Annotated in this window: 15 protein-coding genes and 1 pseudogene; 7 read left to right on the top strand and 9 right to left on the bottom strand. The window is 69.8% G+C overall.

What is annotated here, in order from left to right; translation table 11 throughout:
- Window positions 1–160 precede the first annotated feature (160 nt).
- Entirely contained in the window at window positions 161–586 is a 426-nt protein-coding gene (locus Q8S40_RS14575) for a DUF1127 domain-containing protein (protein WP_305670942.1), read from the top strand.
- 214 nt (window positions 587–800) lie between these two features.
- Here the strand turns inward: Q8S40_RS14575 and Q8S40_RS14570 are convergent, their stop codons facing one another.
- The 3 genes from Q8S40_RS14570 to Q8S40_RS14560 all read right to left on the bottom strand — a co-directional run bounded on the left by Q8S40_RS14570 (window position 801) and on the right by Q8S40_RS14560 (window position 4,804).
- The gene (locus Q8S40_RS14570; RefSeq protein ID WP_305670941.1) at window positions 801–1,724 is read right to left on the bottom strand and encodes a 50S ribosomal protein L11 methyltransferase; all 924 of its coding nucleotides are present in this window, start codon (window positions 1,722–1,724) and stop codon (window positions 801–803) included.
- A 312-nt stretch (window positions 1,725–2,036) separates the two neighbouring features.
- On the bottom strand, window positions 2,037–4,271 hold the full coding sequence (locus Q8S40_RS14565) for an ATP-dependent helicase (protein ID WP_305670940.1): 2,235 nt from the start codon (window positions 4,269–4,271) through the stop codon (window positions 2,037–2,039).
- Window positions 4,268–4,804 (bottom strand): pentapeptide repeat-containing protein, encoded by a 537-nt coding sequence (locus tag Q8S40_RS14560; RefSeq protein WP_305670939.1) that lies wholly within the window; start codon window positions 4,802–4,804, stop codon window positions 4,268–4,270. Before Q8S40_RS14560 ends, Q8S40_RS14565 begins: the two co-directional genes overlap by 4 nt.
- 97 nt (window positions 4,805–4,901) lie before the next feature.
- Between Q8S40_RS14560 and Q8S40_RS14555 the strand changes: the two genes are divergently transcribed.
- Together Q8S40_RS14555 and Q8S40_RS14550 are read left to right on the top strand one after the other, a co-directional pair.
- Window positions 4,902–5,840, top strand: coding sequence for a hypothetical protein (locus Q8S40_RS14555; RefSeq protein ID WP_305670938.1), 939 nt, complete (start codon window positions 4,902–4,904; stop codon window positions 5,838–5,840).
- A gap of 218 nt (window positions 5,841–6,058) precedes the next feature.
- Window positions 6,059–6,484: a hypothetical protein gene (locus tag Q8S40_RS14550; RefSeq protein ID WP_304814171.1), complete on the top strand. Its 426-nt coding sequence runs from the start codon at window positions 6,059–6,061 to the stop codon at window positions 6,482–6,484.
- 13 nt (window positions 6,485–6,497) lie between these two features.
- Here the strand turns inward: Q8S40_RS14550 and Q8S40_RS14545 are convergent.
- The 3 genes and pseudogenes from Q8S40_RS14545 to metF all read right to left on the bottom strand — a co-directional run bounded on the left by Q8S40_RS14545 (window position 6,498) and on the right by metF (window position 9,344).
- A pseudogene (locus Q8S40_RS14545) lies at window positions 6,498–7,213 on the bottom strand (IS5 family transposase).
- A 129-nt stretch (window positions 7,214–7,342) separates the two neighbouring features.
- The gene (locus Q8S40_RS14540) at window positions 7,343–8,314 is read right to left on the bottom strand and encodes a tripartite tricarboxylate transporter substrate binding protein (protein ID WP_305670937.1); all 972 of its coding nucleotides are present in this window, start codon (window positions 8,312–8,314) and stop codon (window positions 7,343–7,345) included.
- A gap of 94 nt (window positions 8,315–8,408) precedes the next feature.
- Window positions 8,409–9,344, bottom strand: a complete 936-nt coding sequence (metF, locus tag Q8S40_RS14535; protein ID WP_305670936.1) for a methylenetetrahydrofolate reductase [NAD(P)H] — start codon at window positions 9,342–9,344, stop codon at window positions 8,409–8,411.
- A gap of 197 nt (window positions 9,345–9,541) precedes the next feature.
- Here metF and Q8S40_RS14530 point away from each other — a divergent pair, with 197 nt between their 5' ends.
- The 3 genes from Q8S40_RS14530 to Q8S40_RS14520 are packed head-to-tail and all read left to right on the top strand — an operon-like array spanning window position 9,542 to window position 12,056.
- Window positions 9,542–10,375, top strand: coding sequence for a VacJ family lipoprotein (locus Q8S40_RS14530; protein ID WP_304814168.1), 834 nt, complete (start codon window positions 9,542–9,544; stop codon window positions 10,373–10,375).
- A 30-nt stretch (window positions 10,376–10,405) separates the two neighbouring features.
- Window positions 10,406–11,047, top strand: a complete 642-nt coding sequence (locus Q8S40_RS14525; RefSeq protein WP_305670935.1) for a phospholipid-binding protein MlaC — start codon at window positions 10,406–10,408, stop codon at window positions 11,045–11,047.
- A 7-nt stretch (window positions 11,048–11,054) separates the two neighbouring features.
- Window positions 11,055–12,056 (top strand): enoyl-CoA hydratase/isomerase family protein, encoded by a 1,002-nt coding sequence (locus Q8S40_RS14520; RefSeq protein WP_305670934.1) that lies wholly within the window; start codon window positions 11,055–11,057, stop codon window positions 12,054–12,056.
- On the opposite strand, the gene Q8S40_RS14515 is transcribed toward Q8S40_RS14520, so the two are convergent.
- The 3 genes from Q8S40_RS14515 to Q8S40_RS14505 all read right to left on the bottom strand — a co-directional run bounded on the left by Q8S40_RS14515 (window position 12,043) and on the right by Q8S40_RS14505 (window position 14,343).
- Window positions 12,043–12,891: a GntR family transcriptional regulator gene (locus tag Q8S40_RS14515; protein WP_305670933.1), complete on the bottom strand. Its 849-nt coding sequence runs from the start codon at window positions 12,889–12,891 to the stop codon at window positions 12,043–12,045. The two genes, Q8S40_RS14520 and Q8S40_RS14515, sit on opposite strands and share 14 nt — an antisense overlap.
- A gap of 117 nt (window positions 12,892–13,008) precedes the next feature.
- Window positions 13,009–13,404 carry a hypothetical protein gene (locus Q8S40_RS14510; RefSeq protein WP_304814164.1) on the bottom strand — a complete coding sequence of 132 codons (396 nt, stop codon included), beginning with the start codon at window positions 13,402–13,404 and terminating at the stop codon, window positions 13,009–13,011.
- Window positions 13,405–13,608: 204 nt separating this feature from the next.
- On the bottom strand, window positions 13,609–14,343 hold the full coding sequence (locus tag Q8S40_RS14505) for an SIMPL domain-containing protein (protein WP_305670932.1): 735 nt from the start codon (window positions 14,341–14,343) through the stop codon (window positions 13,609–13,611).
- 130 nt (window positions 14,344–14,473) lie between these two features.
- On the opposite strand from Q8S40_RS14505, the gene Q8S40_RS14500 reads away from it, so the two are divergent.
- Window positions 14,474–16,042 carry an ABC transporter substrate-binding protein gene (locus tag Q8S40_RS14500; RefSeq protein WP_305670931.1) on the top strand — a complete coding sequence of 523 codons (1,569 nt, stop codon included), beginning with the start codon at window positions 14,474–14,476 and terminating at the stop codon, window positions 16,040–16,042.
- Window positions 16,043–16,116 lie beyond the last annotated feature (74 nt).

The raw sequence follows: 16,116 nt of genomic DNA, 5'->3' as shown, positions 1-16,116 counted from the left end.
GCTGAAACATATGTCCGATGTATTTCATGCGTTGGACGCATGTCTTGGCTGTGGCTTCGGCGCATCACCTGTGGCCTCTCCATCCCTATGTTGCACCTGCGAAGCGCGGGGGCCGAGGCCAGCACTGGTCAGCCCGCCGCGCCGCTCAACAGAGGTCATCATGAACGCCCGCCACAGCTCGGAACAGGCCAGCCTGTTCGCCATCGCCACCCCGGACCGCACGGCCATCGAGATCGAAATGCTGCGCCACGCAGCGATCCGCGCCCGCGACCAGGCGATCGCCGAAGGCGTGGTCAATTTCTTCGCCAGCCTCGGTCGCGGTCTTTCCTTCATCGGCCGCACGCTGCGCAGCTGGCCCGCACGCCAGAGCACCTATGAGAGCCTGCGCAACCTGACCGATCGGGAACTCGCGGATATCGGCCTGACCCGCGGCGAAATCGCCCATGTGTTCGACCCCGATTTCCGCACGCTGGCACCGAAGGCCGTCAGCCCGGCCAAGCCGGCCATGGCATCCGTGACCGTCACCACCGTGCACACCCCGGCGAACGCCAACAACCCGGTGCGGGGAACCGCCGCCGCGGCCTGACGTTCCCGAGACAGGTCCGCCGCCAGAATTCCCCCCCCTTGGCGGCGGCACCCACCGCGCGCTCCCACTCCCCCCAGCAGGAGCGCGCGCCCCTTACCCGTTGCAGCCCCAACCCCCGCACCCGGCAGGGGATTTGGTCGCGGCGGAAGCGCGGGGCCGGTGCCAGCGGCATCGGCCCCGTCGCACGCCTGGCCGTACTTTCAGCGCAACGGCCCTACTTCCGGCGCAACACCAGCGTCGCCCAGGCGCCCTGCGGCAGACGCCGCTCCAGCACCATGCCGCGCCGCCGGTGCGCCGCCAGCACCATCCGCACCTGCGTCCCGAGCAGCCCCGCGAGAATGGCCGTGCCACCCGGCGCCAGACCCACACTCAAATCCTTCGCCATCGAGCACAGCGGCCGCGCCAGAATATTGGCGAAAACCAGGTCATAAGGCCGCCCGGCCCGCACATGCCGGTCCTTCCAGCCATCCGCCAGACGCGTCCGCACCAGCCGCCCAACGCCATTCATCCGGGCATTCTCCTCCGCCACCCGGACACTCCACGGCTCGATATCCGTGGCCAGCACGGGGCGCCGCAACCGCTTGGCCGCCGCCATTGCCAGAATGCCGGACCCGGTCCCGAGATCCAGCAGCCGCCGCAAGCGCCGCGCCCTTCCATCCCGCGCCACCCGCTCAAACGCCACCAGGCAACCGCGCGTCGAGCCATGCTCGCCCGAGCCGAAGGCAATCCCCGCATCCAGCTTCAACACCATGCGCCCATAGATCCGCCGGTCCGGCACATGAGTCGGCCGCACCAGCACCCCGGCGCCAATCTCCTGCTCTCCGAAACTAGCCACCGTCCGCGCCAGCCAGCCCTCCGCCTCCACCGGCTCCGCCTGCAACTCCACCGTCATGCCCGTGACCATCGCCGCGAGGGCCAAGGCCCCGGCCAACTCCTCATCCCCCGCCCCGCGCGCCCGCACCCCCTCGACCCGCCAGGTATCCGTCGCCTCATCCCGGAAAATCGCGACCGAAGGACACACCCGCAACAACGCCGCCTCGAACATCGGCACCGCCGCCTCCGGCAAGGCATCAAACCAAACCGTCTCCAATGGCTCCGCCCGCCGCGCCTGACGCTGGGCATAGGTGTCACGCGACATGCAGGCTGAACCTTTTCATCCGGAAGGGGGGCGAGGGTTGTTGGTGACTTTGGAGGGCGGCGCGGGGCGATTTGCAAGGGGGCTTTGCCCCCCTGCACCCCCCACCAGGAGGCAGTGGCCTCCTGGACCACAGGACCTTGTGCAGGAAGGGAGAGGGGGCCGGAGCGCCCGCGATACAGGCGGTCCCGCTGGCCCCCTCTCCCTTCCTGCACATGAATCAAAGGGTTCCAAGGGGCCGCTGCCCCTTGGCGGGAGGGTGCAGGGAGGGCGGAGCCCTCCTTGCAATCAGCCCGCGACCACCTCCGACGCTCCCTACACCTCGCTCGCCTTCTGGACGAAGCGGTCCAGCACGCGTTTCGGGCCGGTGTGGTCGAAGGTGATATCGAGGCGGTCTTCGTCGATGTCGGTGATCGTGCCGTAGCCGAATTTCTGGTGGAAGACGCGTTCGCCCTTGGCGAGGGTGGAGTCACGCGCGGGGCGTTCGCGGGTGTCCCAGGGATTCACCTCGGTGATGCGCGGGCGGCGGGCGAGCAGGCCGGACTGGCCGAGAAAGACGCTGGGGGTGTCGGCCATGCGGTTGGCGCGGATGGTGGATTGGCCTTCGCGGATGATGGCCTCTTCCGGCAATTCGTCGAGGAAGCGGGAGGGGAGTGAGGAGGTCCAGTTGCCGTAGATGCGGCGGTTGGCGGCGTGGCTGATGATGGCGTTGCGCCGCGCGCGGGTGATGCCGACATAGGCCAGGCGCCGTTCTTCCTCGAGCGACTTGTCGCCGCCTTCGTCGAGGGAGCGCTGGGAAGGAAACAGGCCTTCTTCCCAGCCGGGCAGGAAGACGGTGTCGAATTCCAGGCCCTTGGCGGCGTGCAGGGTCATGAGTTGGACCCGCTCGGCATCGGCGTTCTCGTCGGTTTCCATCACCAGGGCGACGTGGTCGAGGAAGCCGGCCAGCGTCTGGTAGTCGCCGAGTGCGCGGAGCAGTTCCTTGAGGTTTTCGAGGCGGCCTGGGGCTTCGGGGCTGCGGTCGAGCTTCCACATCTCGGTGTAGCCGGATTCGTCCAGCATCGTCGCGGCGGCGACGACGTGGCCTTCCTTCTCATTCACCTGGCGCCAGCGGACGAAGCCGCGCATCAGCTCGCGGAGCGCGGTGCGGGGTTTCGGCTTGAGGGTGTCCGTCTCGGCGATGCGTTCGGCGGCGAGAGCGAGGGGGACGTTCTCGGCGCGGGCCATCTGGTGCAGGGCGCGCATGCCGCTGTCGCCGAGGCCGCGTTTCGGCGTGTTGACGATGCGTTCGAAGGCGAGGTCGTCCGCGGGTTGGTGCAGGATGCGGAGATAGGCCATGGCGTCGCGGATTTCCGCGCGCTCATAGAATTTCAGCCCGCCGACCACGCGATAGGGCAGGCCGAGGGTGATCAGGCGTTCCTCGAAGCTGCGGGTCTGGAAGCCGGCGCGGACGAGGATGGCGAATTCGGACAGCGGGTGGCCGCCTCGGCGCGCGGCCTCGATCCGCTCGCCCACCATGCGGGCTTCCTCCTCGCTGTCCCACAGGGACACGACGCGGACCTTATCGCCCTCCGCATCCTTGCGCCCGGCGCGCAGGGTCTTGCCGAGGCGGCCGGCGTTCTTCGCGATCAGCCCGGCAGCGGCGGCCAGGATCGGCTTGGTGGAACGGTAATTGGACTCCAGCCGCACCGTGCGCGCGCCCGGAAAATCCTTCTCGAATCGAAGAATATTTTCAATCTCGGCGCCGCGCCAGGAATAGATCGACTGGTCGTCATCGCCCACGCAGCAGATGTTGCGCTGGGCCGGGTCCTCGTTCTGGGCCAGCAGGCGCAGCCACAGGTATTGCACCAGGTTGGTGTCCTGGTACTCGTCCACCAGGATGTAGCGGAAGGTGCGGTGGTACTCGGCCAGGATATCCGGGCGGGTGCGGAGGATTTCCACCACATGCAGCAGCAAATCGCCGAAATCCGCGGCGTTCAGCTCGATCAGCCGGCGCTGATAGGCCTCATACAGCGCGCGGGCGCGGTTGTTGGCGTAGTCCGAATCCTCGGCCGGCGTGATGCGCGCCGGCGTCAGCCCGCGATCCTTCCAGCGCTGGATCACCGCCATCAGCCCCTGCGCCGGCCAGCGCTTGGAATCGATGCCGCCGGCGGCCTCCATGATCTGCTTCAGCAGCCGCATCTGGTCGTCGGTGTCGAGGATGGTGAAGTTGGACTTCAGCCCGACGATCTCGGCATGCCGGCGCAGCATCCGGGCGCACAGCGCGTGGAAGGTGCCGAGCCACAGCCCCTCCGCCGGCTGGCCGAGGATGGTGGCGACACGCTCCCGCATCTCCTTCGCCGCCTTGTTGGTGAAGGTCACCGCCAGCACCTGCCAGGGGCGCGCGCGGCCGGTCATCAGCAGATGGGCGAAGCGGGTGGTCAGCACGCTGGTCTTGCCGGTGCCAGCGCCGGCCAGCACCAGCAGCGGGCCATCCAGCGTTTCCACCGCCTGGCGCTGTTCCGGGTTCAGCCGGGCGAGGTAGTCCGGCTGGGGCGCCGGAGCATTCACTGGCAGGAACCCACGGACCCCGCGGCGCAGATCCGCGTGCCATCGGTCCAGGTCGCGCCGTCCAGGATCACGCCGGTGAAGTCGGTGCCGCCGAGCATCGCGCCGGTCAGATCCGCCTCCGTCAGGTCGGCACGGAACAGACGGGCGCGGCGCAGATCGGCACGGACCAGCTTGGCGCCGCGCAACGTGGCGCGGGTGAAATCGGCCTCCCGCAGCGTCGCGCCGGTCAGGTCGGCGCCGTTCAGGTCGGAGGAGACGAAGCGCACATAGGATCCCTCCGCGCCCACCAGCTTGGCGCCGACCAACTGGGTGCGTTGCAGGGATGCGTCGCGCAGCTGCATGCCGGACAGGTCGGCCCCGGTCAGATCCCGGCCATCAAGGCTGCAGCGCCGCCAATCCACCCCGGGCCCGGGCGGGTCCGTGCAGGCGGCCAGCGCCGGCGCGGCGCCCAGAATCGGGCCCAGCATCAGGCCGAGCAGTGCCAGGAAGGGCAGGAGCGCGAGGCGAGTGGGGGTGTGATGACGTCCGGGCACGGCTTGGATATAGAACACAGGTCGAACAACGCCAACCTCACCCACCTCCTCCGCATCCACTGCTCCCGCATCCTGTCCCTGAGCCATTGGGTTCCCCTTGGTCCGTTTTCTCGAATGGTCCGCCCGCAATGGCGGCGCCCTGCTGGGCTATGGCGTGTTTCTCGGCGTGCTGCTGCCGCCGCTGGCGGCCGCCACACGGGATGTGGTGACGCCTGTCGTAGCTTGCTTGATGACATTGGTATTGTTGCGGGTCGATTTCGGCCAGGTGCTCGGTTATCTGCGCCGGCCGGTGCTGGTGGCGGCGCTGCTGGCCTGGGTTCTGCTGGCCAGCCCGCTGATCGTCTTCGCCCTGGTCTGGCTGCTGGGGGCGGAGGGGCCGCTGGCCGCGGCGGTGGTCATCATGGCCACCGGCTGCGCCGCCACATCCTCCCCGGCCTTCGCGCGGATGGTGGGGCTGGATGGCGAGATCTCGCTGGTGGTCGCGGTGCTGTCCACGCTGCTGATCCCCTTCACCGCGCCACCCCTGGCGCTCGGCCTGCTCGGGATCGACCTGGCGATCTCGATGAGCGGGCTGATGGGGCGGCTGGCGCTGGTGGTGGGGCTGCCGCTGGTGATCTCGCTGGTGATCCGGCGGCTGGCGGGGCGGCAGCGGCTGGCGACCTATGGCCGCAGCGTCGACGGCGCCGTGGTGCTGCTGGTCGTGTTCTACGGCTTCGGCGTGATGGATGGCGTGCAGGCCATGCTGCTGGCCGAGCCGGCCTGGGTGCTGGGCGGCGTCGCACTGGCCTTCCTCGGCAATTTCGGGCTGAACCTGCTGACATCGCTGGTCTTCCTGAAGCCGGCCGGCGCCCGGGTCGCGCTTTCCGCGGGCCTTCTCTCGGGCAATCGCAACATGGCGCTGTATCTTGCGGTGCTGCCGGCGGCGACGGACCCCGGCATCCTGATGTTCTTCGCGCTGTGCCAGTTCCCGCTGTTCCTGTCCCCGGTCCTGTTGCGCCCGGTCTATGACCGGCTGCGGGCGCGGCTGATCACCTGAGACCAAATCCCGCAGATCGTGAGCGGTTGGAGCTATAGCTCCAACCGCTCAGGCGCCGGCGCTTCGCTTGGCTCGCCGCACTTGCGGCGGCGGCCATTCGGCCGCTCGGCCGGCGCCGCCGGCCGCAGGTTCCGATCAATGGGATCCGGTATGAGCCCCCTTGCCAGGGGCCGATTCGCGCCCTGCTATGGCCTAACGTCCAAGAAGGAAGCGGCTGCATGGCCTGGCCCGACCCGAAGCGCCCCGGTGAGCCCGCCGACCCGTCCCGCCCCTGGCATTGGGTGGCGCGGACCGAAGATCGCGGCCGCGCGCCGCTGCCGATCGGCTGGAACGGCGCGCTGCGGCAATGGATGGTGTGGGATGGCAGCGCGGTGACGGCGGATGAGGCGGCGCGCCGCTTCACCTATCTCGGCCCCTGCCTGACCCCGGCCGAGACCGAACAGGCGCTGGCCGCCGCCGTGCCCACCGCGCCGCCGGCGCCGGAGGAACCGCGCGGCCTGGCGGCGCTCGCCGCCTCCGCCACCCCGCCACCGCCGCCGGCCATGGTGTTCCGCAAGGATGCCGTGCGGAACCATCTGCTGATCTTCGCCGGCACGCTGTTCGGCACGCTGTTCATCGCCGAGTGGATCCTCGGCGTGCGCTAGGTTCTGTGGACACTTACCTTAGCCACAGGACGGTGGCGGCGATGGTGATGACGGCGAGGTAGTTTCTGGCGGTCTTCTCGTATCGGGTGGCGACACGGCGGAAGTGCTTGAGCTTGCTGAAGCAGCACTCGATCAGGTGACGCTGTGCATAGAGGTGCCTGTCGAGAGGGTGTTTGCGGGCGCGAGACGGGTTGCTGGGTATGACCGCGATGGCGCCCTTCTGCGCGATGGCCTGGCGCAAAGGATCGGCGTCGTAGGCGGCATCCGCCATGACGACGTCGGCGGATAGCCCCTCGATCAGCCCATAGGCTTGCGGGCAGTCGCCGCGTTGCCCGCCAGTCAGTGCGAGACGCACCGGCATACCGAGACCGCGCACCGCAAGATGGATTTTGGTGCTCAGCCCGCCGCGCGAGCGGCCAAGGGCTTGATCTTCAGACCCCCCTTTTTGGCGCCTGCGGCGTGCTGGTGGGCGCGGATGATGGTGCTGTCGACGATGAGGTATTCGAAGTCCGGGTCGTCGGACATGGCGGCAAAGATACCGTGCCACACGCCTTTCTGGCTCCAGCGGCTGAACCGGCGGAACACGCTGTTCCAATCGCCAAAGGCATCCGGCAGGTCGCGCCACGGCGAGCCGGTGCGGACGATCCACAGCACGCCTTCCACGAACATCCGGTTGTCGCGTCCGGTCGAGCCCTTCTGGTCCGGGCGGCCGATGATGAGTGGCGCCATCCGCTCCCACGCCACATCGCTCAACACCAACCGATCCGAAACGCCCACGGCCGCCTCCCGAAAGGCAGCCTTGAATCACTCAACAGGCGTCTCGGGAATCCCTAGAGTCCACAGAACCTAGGCCGCGCGCTATCCTGCGTTTTGCGGCCGCACCCCCGCGGCACGGGCGGCATTGCCCCATTTCTCCATCTCCGCCTGGACGAAGCTGCGCGTCTCATCCGGGTTGGAGGTCACCACCTCGGCCCCCAGCTGCTGGTGGCGTGCCACCACATCGGGGCGCGTCACGGCGGCCGTGATCTCCCGGTGCAGGCGGTCCAGCACCGGTGCGGGCAGGTTGGCCGGGCCCATCACCATGCCCCAGGTGGAGGCTTCGAAGCCCGCCACACTCTCCCCCAGCGTCGGCACATCGGGCAGTTGCGGCGCGCGGGTGGCACCCGTGGTGGCCAGCGCCTTCAGCGTGCCGGCCCGGATATGCGGCAGCGCGGCCGGAACCGTGTCGAACATGATGTCGACGCGCCCCGAGATCAGGTCCGGATGCGCCTGGGTCGATCCGCGATAGGGCACATAGGTCATCTCGATCCCGGTCTGCTGGGCGAACAGCACGGGCGCGAGGCGCACCACGCCGCCCGTGCCGGCGAAGGTCACGTGCCCGGGCGGATGCGCCTTGGCGTGCGCCACCAGCGCCGCGGGGGTGGAGGCCACGAAATTCCGCGTGGCGCAGAGCACCAGCGGCGTCTTCGTGGTCAGGCTGATGAAGGTGAAGCCCCGCATCGTGTCATAGGGCAGGTTGTAGAAGGCGGCGTTCACGGGATGCCCGACCGAGACCAGGGCCAGCGTATGCCCATCGGCCGGGGCGCGTGCCACCACCTCGGTCCCGATCACGCCATCGGCGCCGGGCCGGTTTTCCACCGGCACGGCGACCCCCAGGGCCGCGGCCATGGGCTCCGCGATCAGCCGCGCGGTGATGTCGGAAACGCCCCCCGGCGTGTAGGGCACCACGATCCGTATGGGGCGGGTGGGCCAGGCCTGGGCGCGGGCCAGGCGGCTGCCGAGGAGAAGGGCGGGCGCGGCCAGCAGGGCCGCGCGACGGGTGGTCGTCATGGGCGTTACCTCCACATCCGGTCTGAAGCCGGTGCAGCGATGCTGAACCTGGCCGTCACGGTGTGGAAGCGCGTTCGCGCCCGGCGGGGTCGGCTCAGCCCGCCTTTTGCGGCCGGGCGCCGAGCAGATGGGCGATCGCGTAGGTCAGGTCGGCGCGATTCAGCGTGTAGAAGTGGAATTCATCCACCCCATTGGCCTGCAGCAGCCGCACCTGCTCGGCGGCCACCACGGCGGCGACCATGCGGCGGGTCTCGGCATCCTCCTCCAGCCCCTCGAACAGCTTGCCCATCCAGGCCGGGACGGAGGCGCCGCACATGGCGGAGAACTTCTTCACCTGTGCGAAATTCGACACCGGCAGAATGCCCGGCACGATCGGCACGGTGATGCCGGCGGCGGCGCAGCGGTCGATGAAGCGGAGATAGACATCGGTATCGAAGAAATACTGGGTGATCGCCCGGGTCGCCCCGGCATCGATCTTCCGCTTCAGGAAATCGAGGTCGGCCTCGGCGGAGGCGGCGGCGGGATGCCCCTCGGGATAGGCGCCGACCGAGATATCGAAATCGCCGATCCGGCTCAGGCCGCGCACCAGATCCTCCGCCTGGGCGTAGCCGCCCGGATGCGGGGTGTACTGGCTGGCGCCGGCCGGCGGGTCGCCACGCAGCGCCACGATGTGGCGCACGCCGGCGGCCAGGTAGTCCCGCGCCACCTCATCCACCTCCTCCTTCGTGGCGCCCACGCAGGTCAGGTGCGCGGCGGGGGTCAGGGAGGTTTCCCTGGCCAGCCGCGCCACCGTCTCATGCGTCCGCGTCCGGGTGGTGCCGCCGGCGCCGTAGGTGACGGAGACGAAGCGCGGCCCCAGCGGCTCCAGCCGCCGGATCGCGGCCCAGAGCGCGGTCTCCAGCGCCTCGTTCTTCGGTGGGAAGAATTCGAAGGACAGTTTCGGCGGCGGCATCTCGGTGGGCACTGGCAGGCTGGCCACGCGCGGGCCGGTCAACCAACGCTGCAGCGTGCCGGGAAGGGCCATGTCCATCGGGCGGGTTCTCTCGGTAGCGCACGGCAGCAGGCGGGGGTCCTGTTGGCGGCGCGGGATGTCTCGGTGCGTAACTTCGGCGGCACCACCGTTTCGCTGATGCCTTCCCATGCATATAAGGGTGGCATCGCGCCCCAGGAAGTCCCGGGCCGCGATGGCTGGGCTGTGCCCGGCCACCCGCTTCCGGAGGTCGCCCGTTGATCCGCATCCGCCACGCCATTGCATCCGGCACCTTTTGGGGCCCGAGCCGCACCAGGCCCGCCCTGCCCTTCCTGGCGCTTGCCGTCGCCCTCGGCCTGGGCGCCTGCGCCACCCGGCCGGACCCGGCCGATGCCGACGCGGTGGCGGAATTCCGCGCCACCAACGACCCGCTGGAGCCGCTGAACCGCGGCGCCTTTTTCGTGAATGAGGGGATCGACACGCTGGTGCTGCGCCCGGCGGCCGAGATGTATCGCATCTTCCTGCCGCCGGAGGTCCGCACCGCCATCCGCAACGTGCTGGCCAATCTCCGCACGCCGGTGATCCTGGCCAACGACCTGCTGCAGGGCGAAAGCTATCGCGCCGCCACCACCGCTGGCCGCTTCCTGGTCAACACCACGGTGGGCATCGGCGGCATCTTCGACCGCGCCACGGATTTCGGGCTGATCGGCCATACCGAGGATTTCGGCCAGACCCTCGCGGTCTGGGGGGCGCCGGAAGGCCCCTACCTGTTCATCCCGGTGCTGGGCCCGTCCAGCCCGCGCGATGTGGTGGGCTTCGCCGCGGACACGGCGATGAACCCGCTGACCTATGCCGGCGGCGAGACCTGGGACGCGATCAACGTCACCCGTACCGCCACCACCGCATTGTCCACCCGCGAGGGGTTGATCGAACCGATCGACCAGGTGCGCGCTACTTCCCTCGACCCCTATGCCACCATCCGCAGCGCCTATCGCCAGCGCCGGGTGGTGGAAATCCGCAACGTGCCGACAGGGGCCGCGGCCACCACGGATTCTGGCCTCGGTTCCGGCATCCAGGGCCTGCGGCGCTGAGCGCGGCGGTCTGATAAGGACAGAGTTCCCATGACAGCAAGCAACCTCGCCCGCCGCCCCCTGCTGCTCGGCCTGCTGGGCCTCACCGCCGCCGCCACGACGCAGCAGGCCTGGGCGCAGCAGATGGATATCGGCCGCGCTTCGGCCTTCATCGATGCCACCGGGCGTGAACTGGTGGCCGCCATCAATGCCGATGGGCCGGTGGCGCAGCGGCGCGAGCGGGTCGGTGCCATCCTGCGCCGCGCCGTGGATGTGGAGGGCGTCGGCCGCTTCATCCTCGGCCGCTGGTGGCGCACCGCCAGCGCGCAGCAGCAGCAGGAATATCTGCAGCTGTTCCAGGAGGTGCTGATCCGCAACCTTTCCTCCCGCTTCGGGGAATATCAGGGCCTGACCTTCACCCTGGGCCGCAGCCAGGCGCGGACCGAGGAGGATGTGCTGGTCAGCACCATCGTCGAACGCGCCGGCAGCCCGGCCTTCGGCCTGGACTGGCGGGTGGCGGAGGTGGGCGGCCAGCCCCGCGTGGTGGATGTGATCGCCGAGGGCACCAGCCTGCGGCTGACCACGCGCAGCGAATACAGCAGCGTCATCACCCGCAACGGCAATGACGTGCAGGCGCTGCTGACCGCCATGCGCCGGCAGATCACCCAGCTCGCTTCCCGCGAAGGCACCTGACCGCCCGATGACCGAAACCGAGCCGACCGTCCTCCTCCGGCAGGAGGGGGCGGCCGGCACCCTTCTGCTGAACCGCCCGCGGGCGCTGAACGCGCTCGACCTGCCGATGATCGCGCAACTCGATGCCGCCATCGGCCGGCTGCGGGATGACCCGGCGGTGCGGCTGGTGCTGCTGGAAGGCGCCGGCGGCAAGGCCTTCTGCGCCGGCGGCGACGTGCGCCGGGTGCGCGAGCTGGCACTCGCCGGGGATGCCGCCGGGGTGCGGGCCTTCTTCGCCGGCGAATATGCCGTCAACGCCGCCATCGCGAGCTTCGCCAAACCCTGGATCAGCCTGATCGACGGCGTCTGCATGGGCGGCGGCATCGGCCTGTCCGTGCATGGCAGCCACCGCGTGGTGACGGAACATGCCCTGATCGCGATGCCGGAGACCGCCATCGCGCTGTTCCCCGATGTCGGCACCTCCTTCATCCTGCCGCGGCTGCCCGGTGCGCTGGGCAAATGGCTGGCGCTGACCGGCGCGAGGCTGCGCGGTGCGGAGGCGGTGGAAGCTGGCCTTGCCACCCATTTCGTGCCGCGGGACCGCCTGCCCGCCCTGCGCGCCGCGCTGCTGGAGGGCGATGCCGCCGCGGTGGATCAATTCGCGGAGGCCGTGCCCCCGGGGCCGGTCGCCGCCCAGCGTCCGGCGATCGACCGCTGCTTCGGCCCGTCCACCCTGCCGGACATCCAGGCGGCGCTGGCCGCGGAGGGCACCGATTGGGCGCGCGCCCAGGCGGCGATCCTGGACCGCGTGTCCCCCACCAGCCTGGCGGTGACGCTGGAATTGCTGCGTCGCGGCGCCGGCCTGGATCTCGCCGGCTGCCTGGCCATGGAACTGGCGCTCACCGGCCCGGTCACCCGCCACCCGGATTTCGCCGAGGGCGTGCGCGCCGTGCTGGTGGACAAGGACAATGCGCCGCGCTGGGCGCCGCCGGGCGATGTGGCGGGCTTCTTCCCGGCTATCGCAGCTTGACGTCGATGCGGACGGTATCGCCGCGATAAAGGCCGTTCGCCACCATCAGCAGCGTACCCTTGGCGTCCAGCGCCACGCGATGGACATGCGCGATCGGCGCGTTCAGCGGCAGGTGCAGGGCGGCGGCGGTTTCCACATCGGCGCTGCCGATGGTCAGGGTCTGCCGCGCGCCGGCGATCTTCACGCCGGGGATGCTGGCGACCAGGCGCAGCGCCGTCTTGGTCACCAGATCCTCCGCCGTCACCTTCGGCGACAGGCTGTCATCCAGCCAGACATCGGCCAGCAGGAAGGGCTGATTGTCCCGCCAATGGCGGCGCCTCAGGTGGCGATACAGCGGCGCGGGGTGGCCGACACTCGGCGGCAGGCTGCTGCCGGGCTGGCCCGGCGTGTCGGACAGGATCTCGATCTGCGCGCCTTCGCGTGAGCGCAGCAGGCCGGTCCAATCGGTTTCCACATCGCACCACAGGCGCTGCGGCGGGGTGGTGCTGACGAAGGTGCCCTTGGCGCGGAAGCGCTCGATCAGCCCCTGTTCGGCCAGTTGGTCCAGCGCCTGGCGGATGGTGGCCCGCGCCACGCCGCATTCCGCGGCCAGTTCATCGACGGTGGGAATCTGCGTACCGGGCAGCCAGACGCCCTTTTCCACCCGGTGCCGGAACAGCGTCGCGAGTTGCAGATAGCGCGCAACCGCGCTGCGGTTGAGATCCGGCGCGGCGCCTGGCGGTCGCGGGGCGGGCCGGCCAGCTGGCCGTGGGGCAGACTGGCTGTCCGGCTGCGGGGTGGATCGGCCGGCTGGCCGTATCATCGCCTGGCCGGTCGGGCTGCTGCTCTGGGTCATGCGGTATCCGGTCGGGTGCGCCGGATTGGGCGCACACGGCGAAGGCTACCGCAGCCGGCCGTCATAAGGAATGGCAGGCTGAGGGGCGGGGCGGGGTGCCGATTGGGGCCAGGTGCCTCAGGCGCCCGCGCGCATCACCTTCGGGATTTCCTCCCGGAAGCGGAAGCGCAGCGCGGACCAGGTATCATCCAGCGCCACCTGCGTGACCGGCAGAAGCCCCTCGGTGGTCAGCGGGTCCCAGCCATGGTCACGGTCCAGGTCGGACCGCACCGGGCCGGTCTTCTTCGGGTAGGCGAACCAGAGCCGCGCCCCGATGCCATACAGGTTGAGCGCACGCGGCGCGATGGCGCGCAGCGCCACCTTGTCCGCGGCGAAGGCGAGAATCAGGTCGGCCGCTGCGGTCGCCCCGTTTGGCAGGCCGAAGGTCATCCCCGGAGGGTTGCCCAGAACAGCGCAGGCCATGCCCGGGCGATAGCCGAGTCTGCGCGCTACCTCCCCGATTACGACACCCATTCGAATAGTTTCCGTCATGGAGTTGCCACCATTCGTGGGGTCTAGCGCATAAGTCGCCGGGGTGCAGCCATTCAATCGGCAGGGCCGCCCTGCGTTTTTGGTCGGTCGGAACCCTGCCGCGCGTATACTCGTTGCGGTCCGGGCGCGATTGACGCCATTTCATTGCCCCGACCGCCGCGGACCTGGCGAATCGCGCGCGCCGCGTCAGCGCGGCCGCAGCACCGCCACCGCCGCCACCGTGGCGGACACCACCGCATCCTCCGCCACCGCGACCGGCGCGGCGGCGCCGGCGCGCGCGGCCATCATCATCGGGCGCGGCCCGGCTTCCGGCACATCGATCCGCACCTCCCGCAGCCCGACCAGTTCCAGCCCCAGCTGGCCCGCCACGGTCGCGGCCCGGCGACGCAGGGCGTCGAGGGCGAGGCCCGAGGCTTCCTCCCGCGCCAGCCGCGCCGTCTGCCGTGTCAGCCGCCAATCCAGCGAGACCATCGCCAGCCCCTGGCCCTGAAGCGTGCCGGCAAGCTCCAGCAAGGCGGGCGCGGCCTGGCCGCGCAGCGTCAGGCTCTGGCTGGCCTGCCAGGCGCGGGCATCGTCCACCCGCGCGGTCCAGTAGCCGCCGGTCGAGACCTGCACGCCTTCCACCGCGCGGGCACGTTCGACGGCGGCGGCGATGCCGCGGTTCACCGCCTCCTGCGCCGCGGCCGCGGTGCCGGCGCGGGCCTCGGCGCGCAGCGTGGCCACCACCTCATCCGGTGCGCGGGTCACCTCCGCCGTCTCGGCGATGTGCAGCAGGGTCTCGGACAGACCCGCCGGCTGGGCGAGGGTGGGCTGGGCCGGGCCGGGTTGGGACAAGGCGGGCTGGGCCGGGCCGGGTTGGGACAGGGCGGGCTGGGCGAGCAGCGCGGTGGACAGCACCAGGGCGCGGATGGGCTTCAGCATACGATTCACTCCTCAAGAAGCTGCCAGACTCGGAAATTCCTGCGGCGGGATCACGGCGAATCCGTACTGGCCGATTGACGGCCCCGCCCGGCGGATCGACGCTGTTGCCTCCGAAACGGAGGCTCCCCCCATGCGTCGCCTTGCCCTCGCCGCCCTGCTCGGCGGTCTCACCCTGGCCGGACCGGCGGCGGCGAAGCCCTTCACCTGGGCTTATAACGCGGATGTGCTGACGCTGGACCCGCACTCCTCCAACAACACCTTCACCAACACCTTCCTCGGCAATGTCTATGAGGCGCTGGTGCGGCACAATGACCGCATCGAGATCGAGCCGGCGCTGGCCGAGAGCTGGGAACGCACCAGCCCCACCGTCTGGCGCTTCAACCTCCGCCGCGGCGTGGTCTTCCACAATGGCGAGGACTTCGACGCGGATGATGTGCTGTTCACCTGGACGCGGGTGAACGGGCCGGGGTCGCTCGCCCGCGGCCTGCTCGGCGCGATCAAGGACGTGCGCAAGCTCGACAGCCACACGATCGAGATCGAGACGCACCGCCCCTTCCCCATCCTGCTCGCCTCCATCACCCAGTTCTTCGTGATGGATGAAGGCTGGTCGCGCGCCAACAATGCGGAAAACGCGGCGAACCTGTCCGCGCAGCAGGAATCGGGTGCGACACGCACCGCCAACGGCACCGGCCCCTTCCGCATCACCGAGCGTCGCCCGGATGAGCGGACGGTGCTGGAGCCGCATGCCCGCTGGTGGGACCGGCCCGTGCACAACCTGACCCGGGTCAACTTCCAGCCGATCCGCAGCGCCGCGACCCGCACCGCCAGCCTGCTCTCGGGGGCCATCGACGCGAATGTGGAGGTGCCGCTGCAGGACATCCCGCGCCTGCTGCAGGACAACCGCGTGCAGGTGATCGAGGGGCCGGAGCTGCGCACCATCTATCTCGGCTTCGACTTTGAGCGGGATGAGCTGCTGTATTCCGACGTGCGCGGCCAGAACCCGTTCCGCGACCGCCGGGTGCGGGAAGCGATCTACCGCGCCATCGACGTGAACGCGCTGCGCCGCACCGTGATGCGCGACAAGGCCTGGATCGCCGGCATGATGGTCAGCCCCTTCCTGACCGGCGCGCCGGCCGATCTGAACGAGCGTCTGCCCTATGATCCGGAAGCCTCGAAGCGGCTTCTGGCGGAGGCCGGTTTCCCGAACGGCTTCACCGTCGGCATCGTCTGCCCGAATGATCGCTACGTGAATGACGAGCGCACCTGCCAGGCGGTTGCCGCCATGCTGGCGCGGGTCGGCATCCGGCTGCAATTGCAGAGCGAGCCGACCAACATCTGGTCCCGCCGCACCGCGACGCGCGACTTCTCCATGTACATGCTGGGCCATGCCGGGCTGCCGCTGGCGGATGCCTATTCAACGCTGAACGACGTGCTGCGGACCAATTCCCGCACCACCGGCGGGCTGAACTATGGCCGCTGGTCCAATGCGGAGTTCGACGCGCTGGTGGCGCAGGCGGCGGAGGCACCGGACGAGACCAGCCGCCGCGCGCTGATCCGCCAGGCGCTGGAGATCGAGCGCCGGGAGATCGCCCATATCCCGCTGTTCCAGCAGCCCATCGCCTGGGCGTCCCGGCGCGGGATCGATCTGCGCCAGGCGCCGGACAACCGGCTGCGGCTGTGGCTGGTGAAGGTGGATTGAGCCGTACCGCGCCGCTTCAGTGACCACCAATCAAGGGACTTCCATGACCGATCTTCTCATCCGCGGCGGCGTCG

The sequence above is a fragment of the Falsiroseomonas sp. genome, from assembly GCF_030695085.1.
Lineage (GTDB): Bacteria > Pseudomonadota > Alphaproteobacteria > Acetobacterales > Acetobacteraceae > Falsiroseomonas.
Note: the sequence above shows the minus strand (reverse complement) of the source record. Positions and strands in the feature narration are given on the sequence as shown.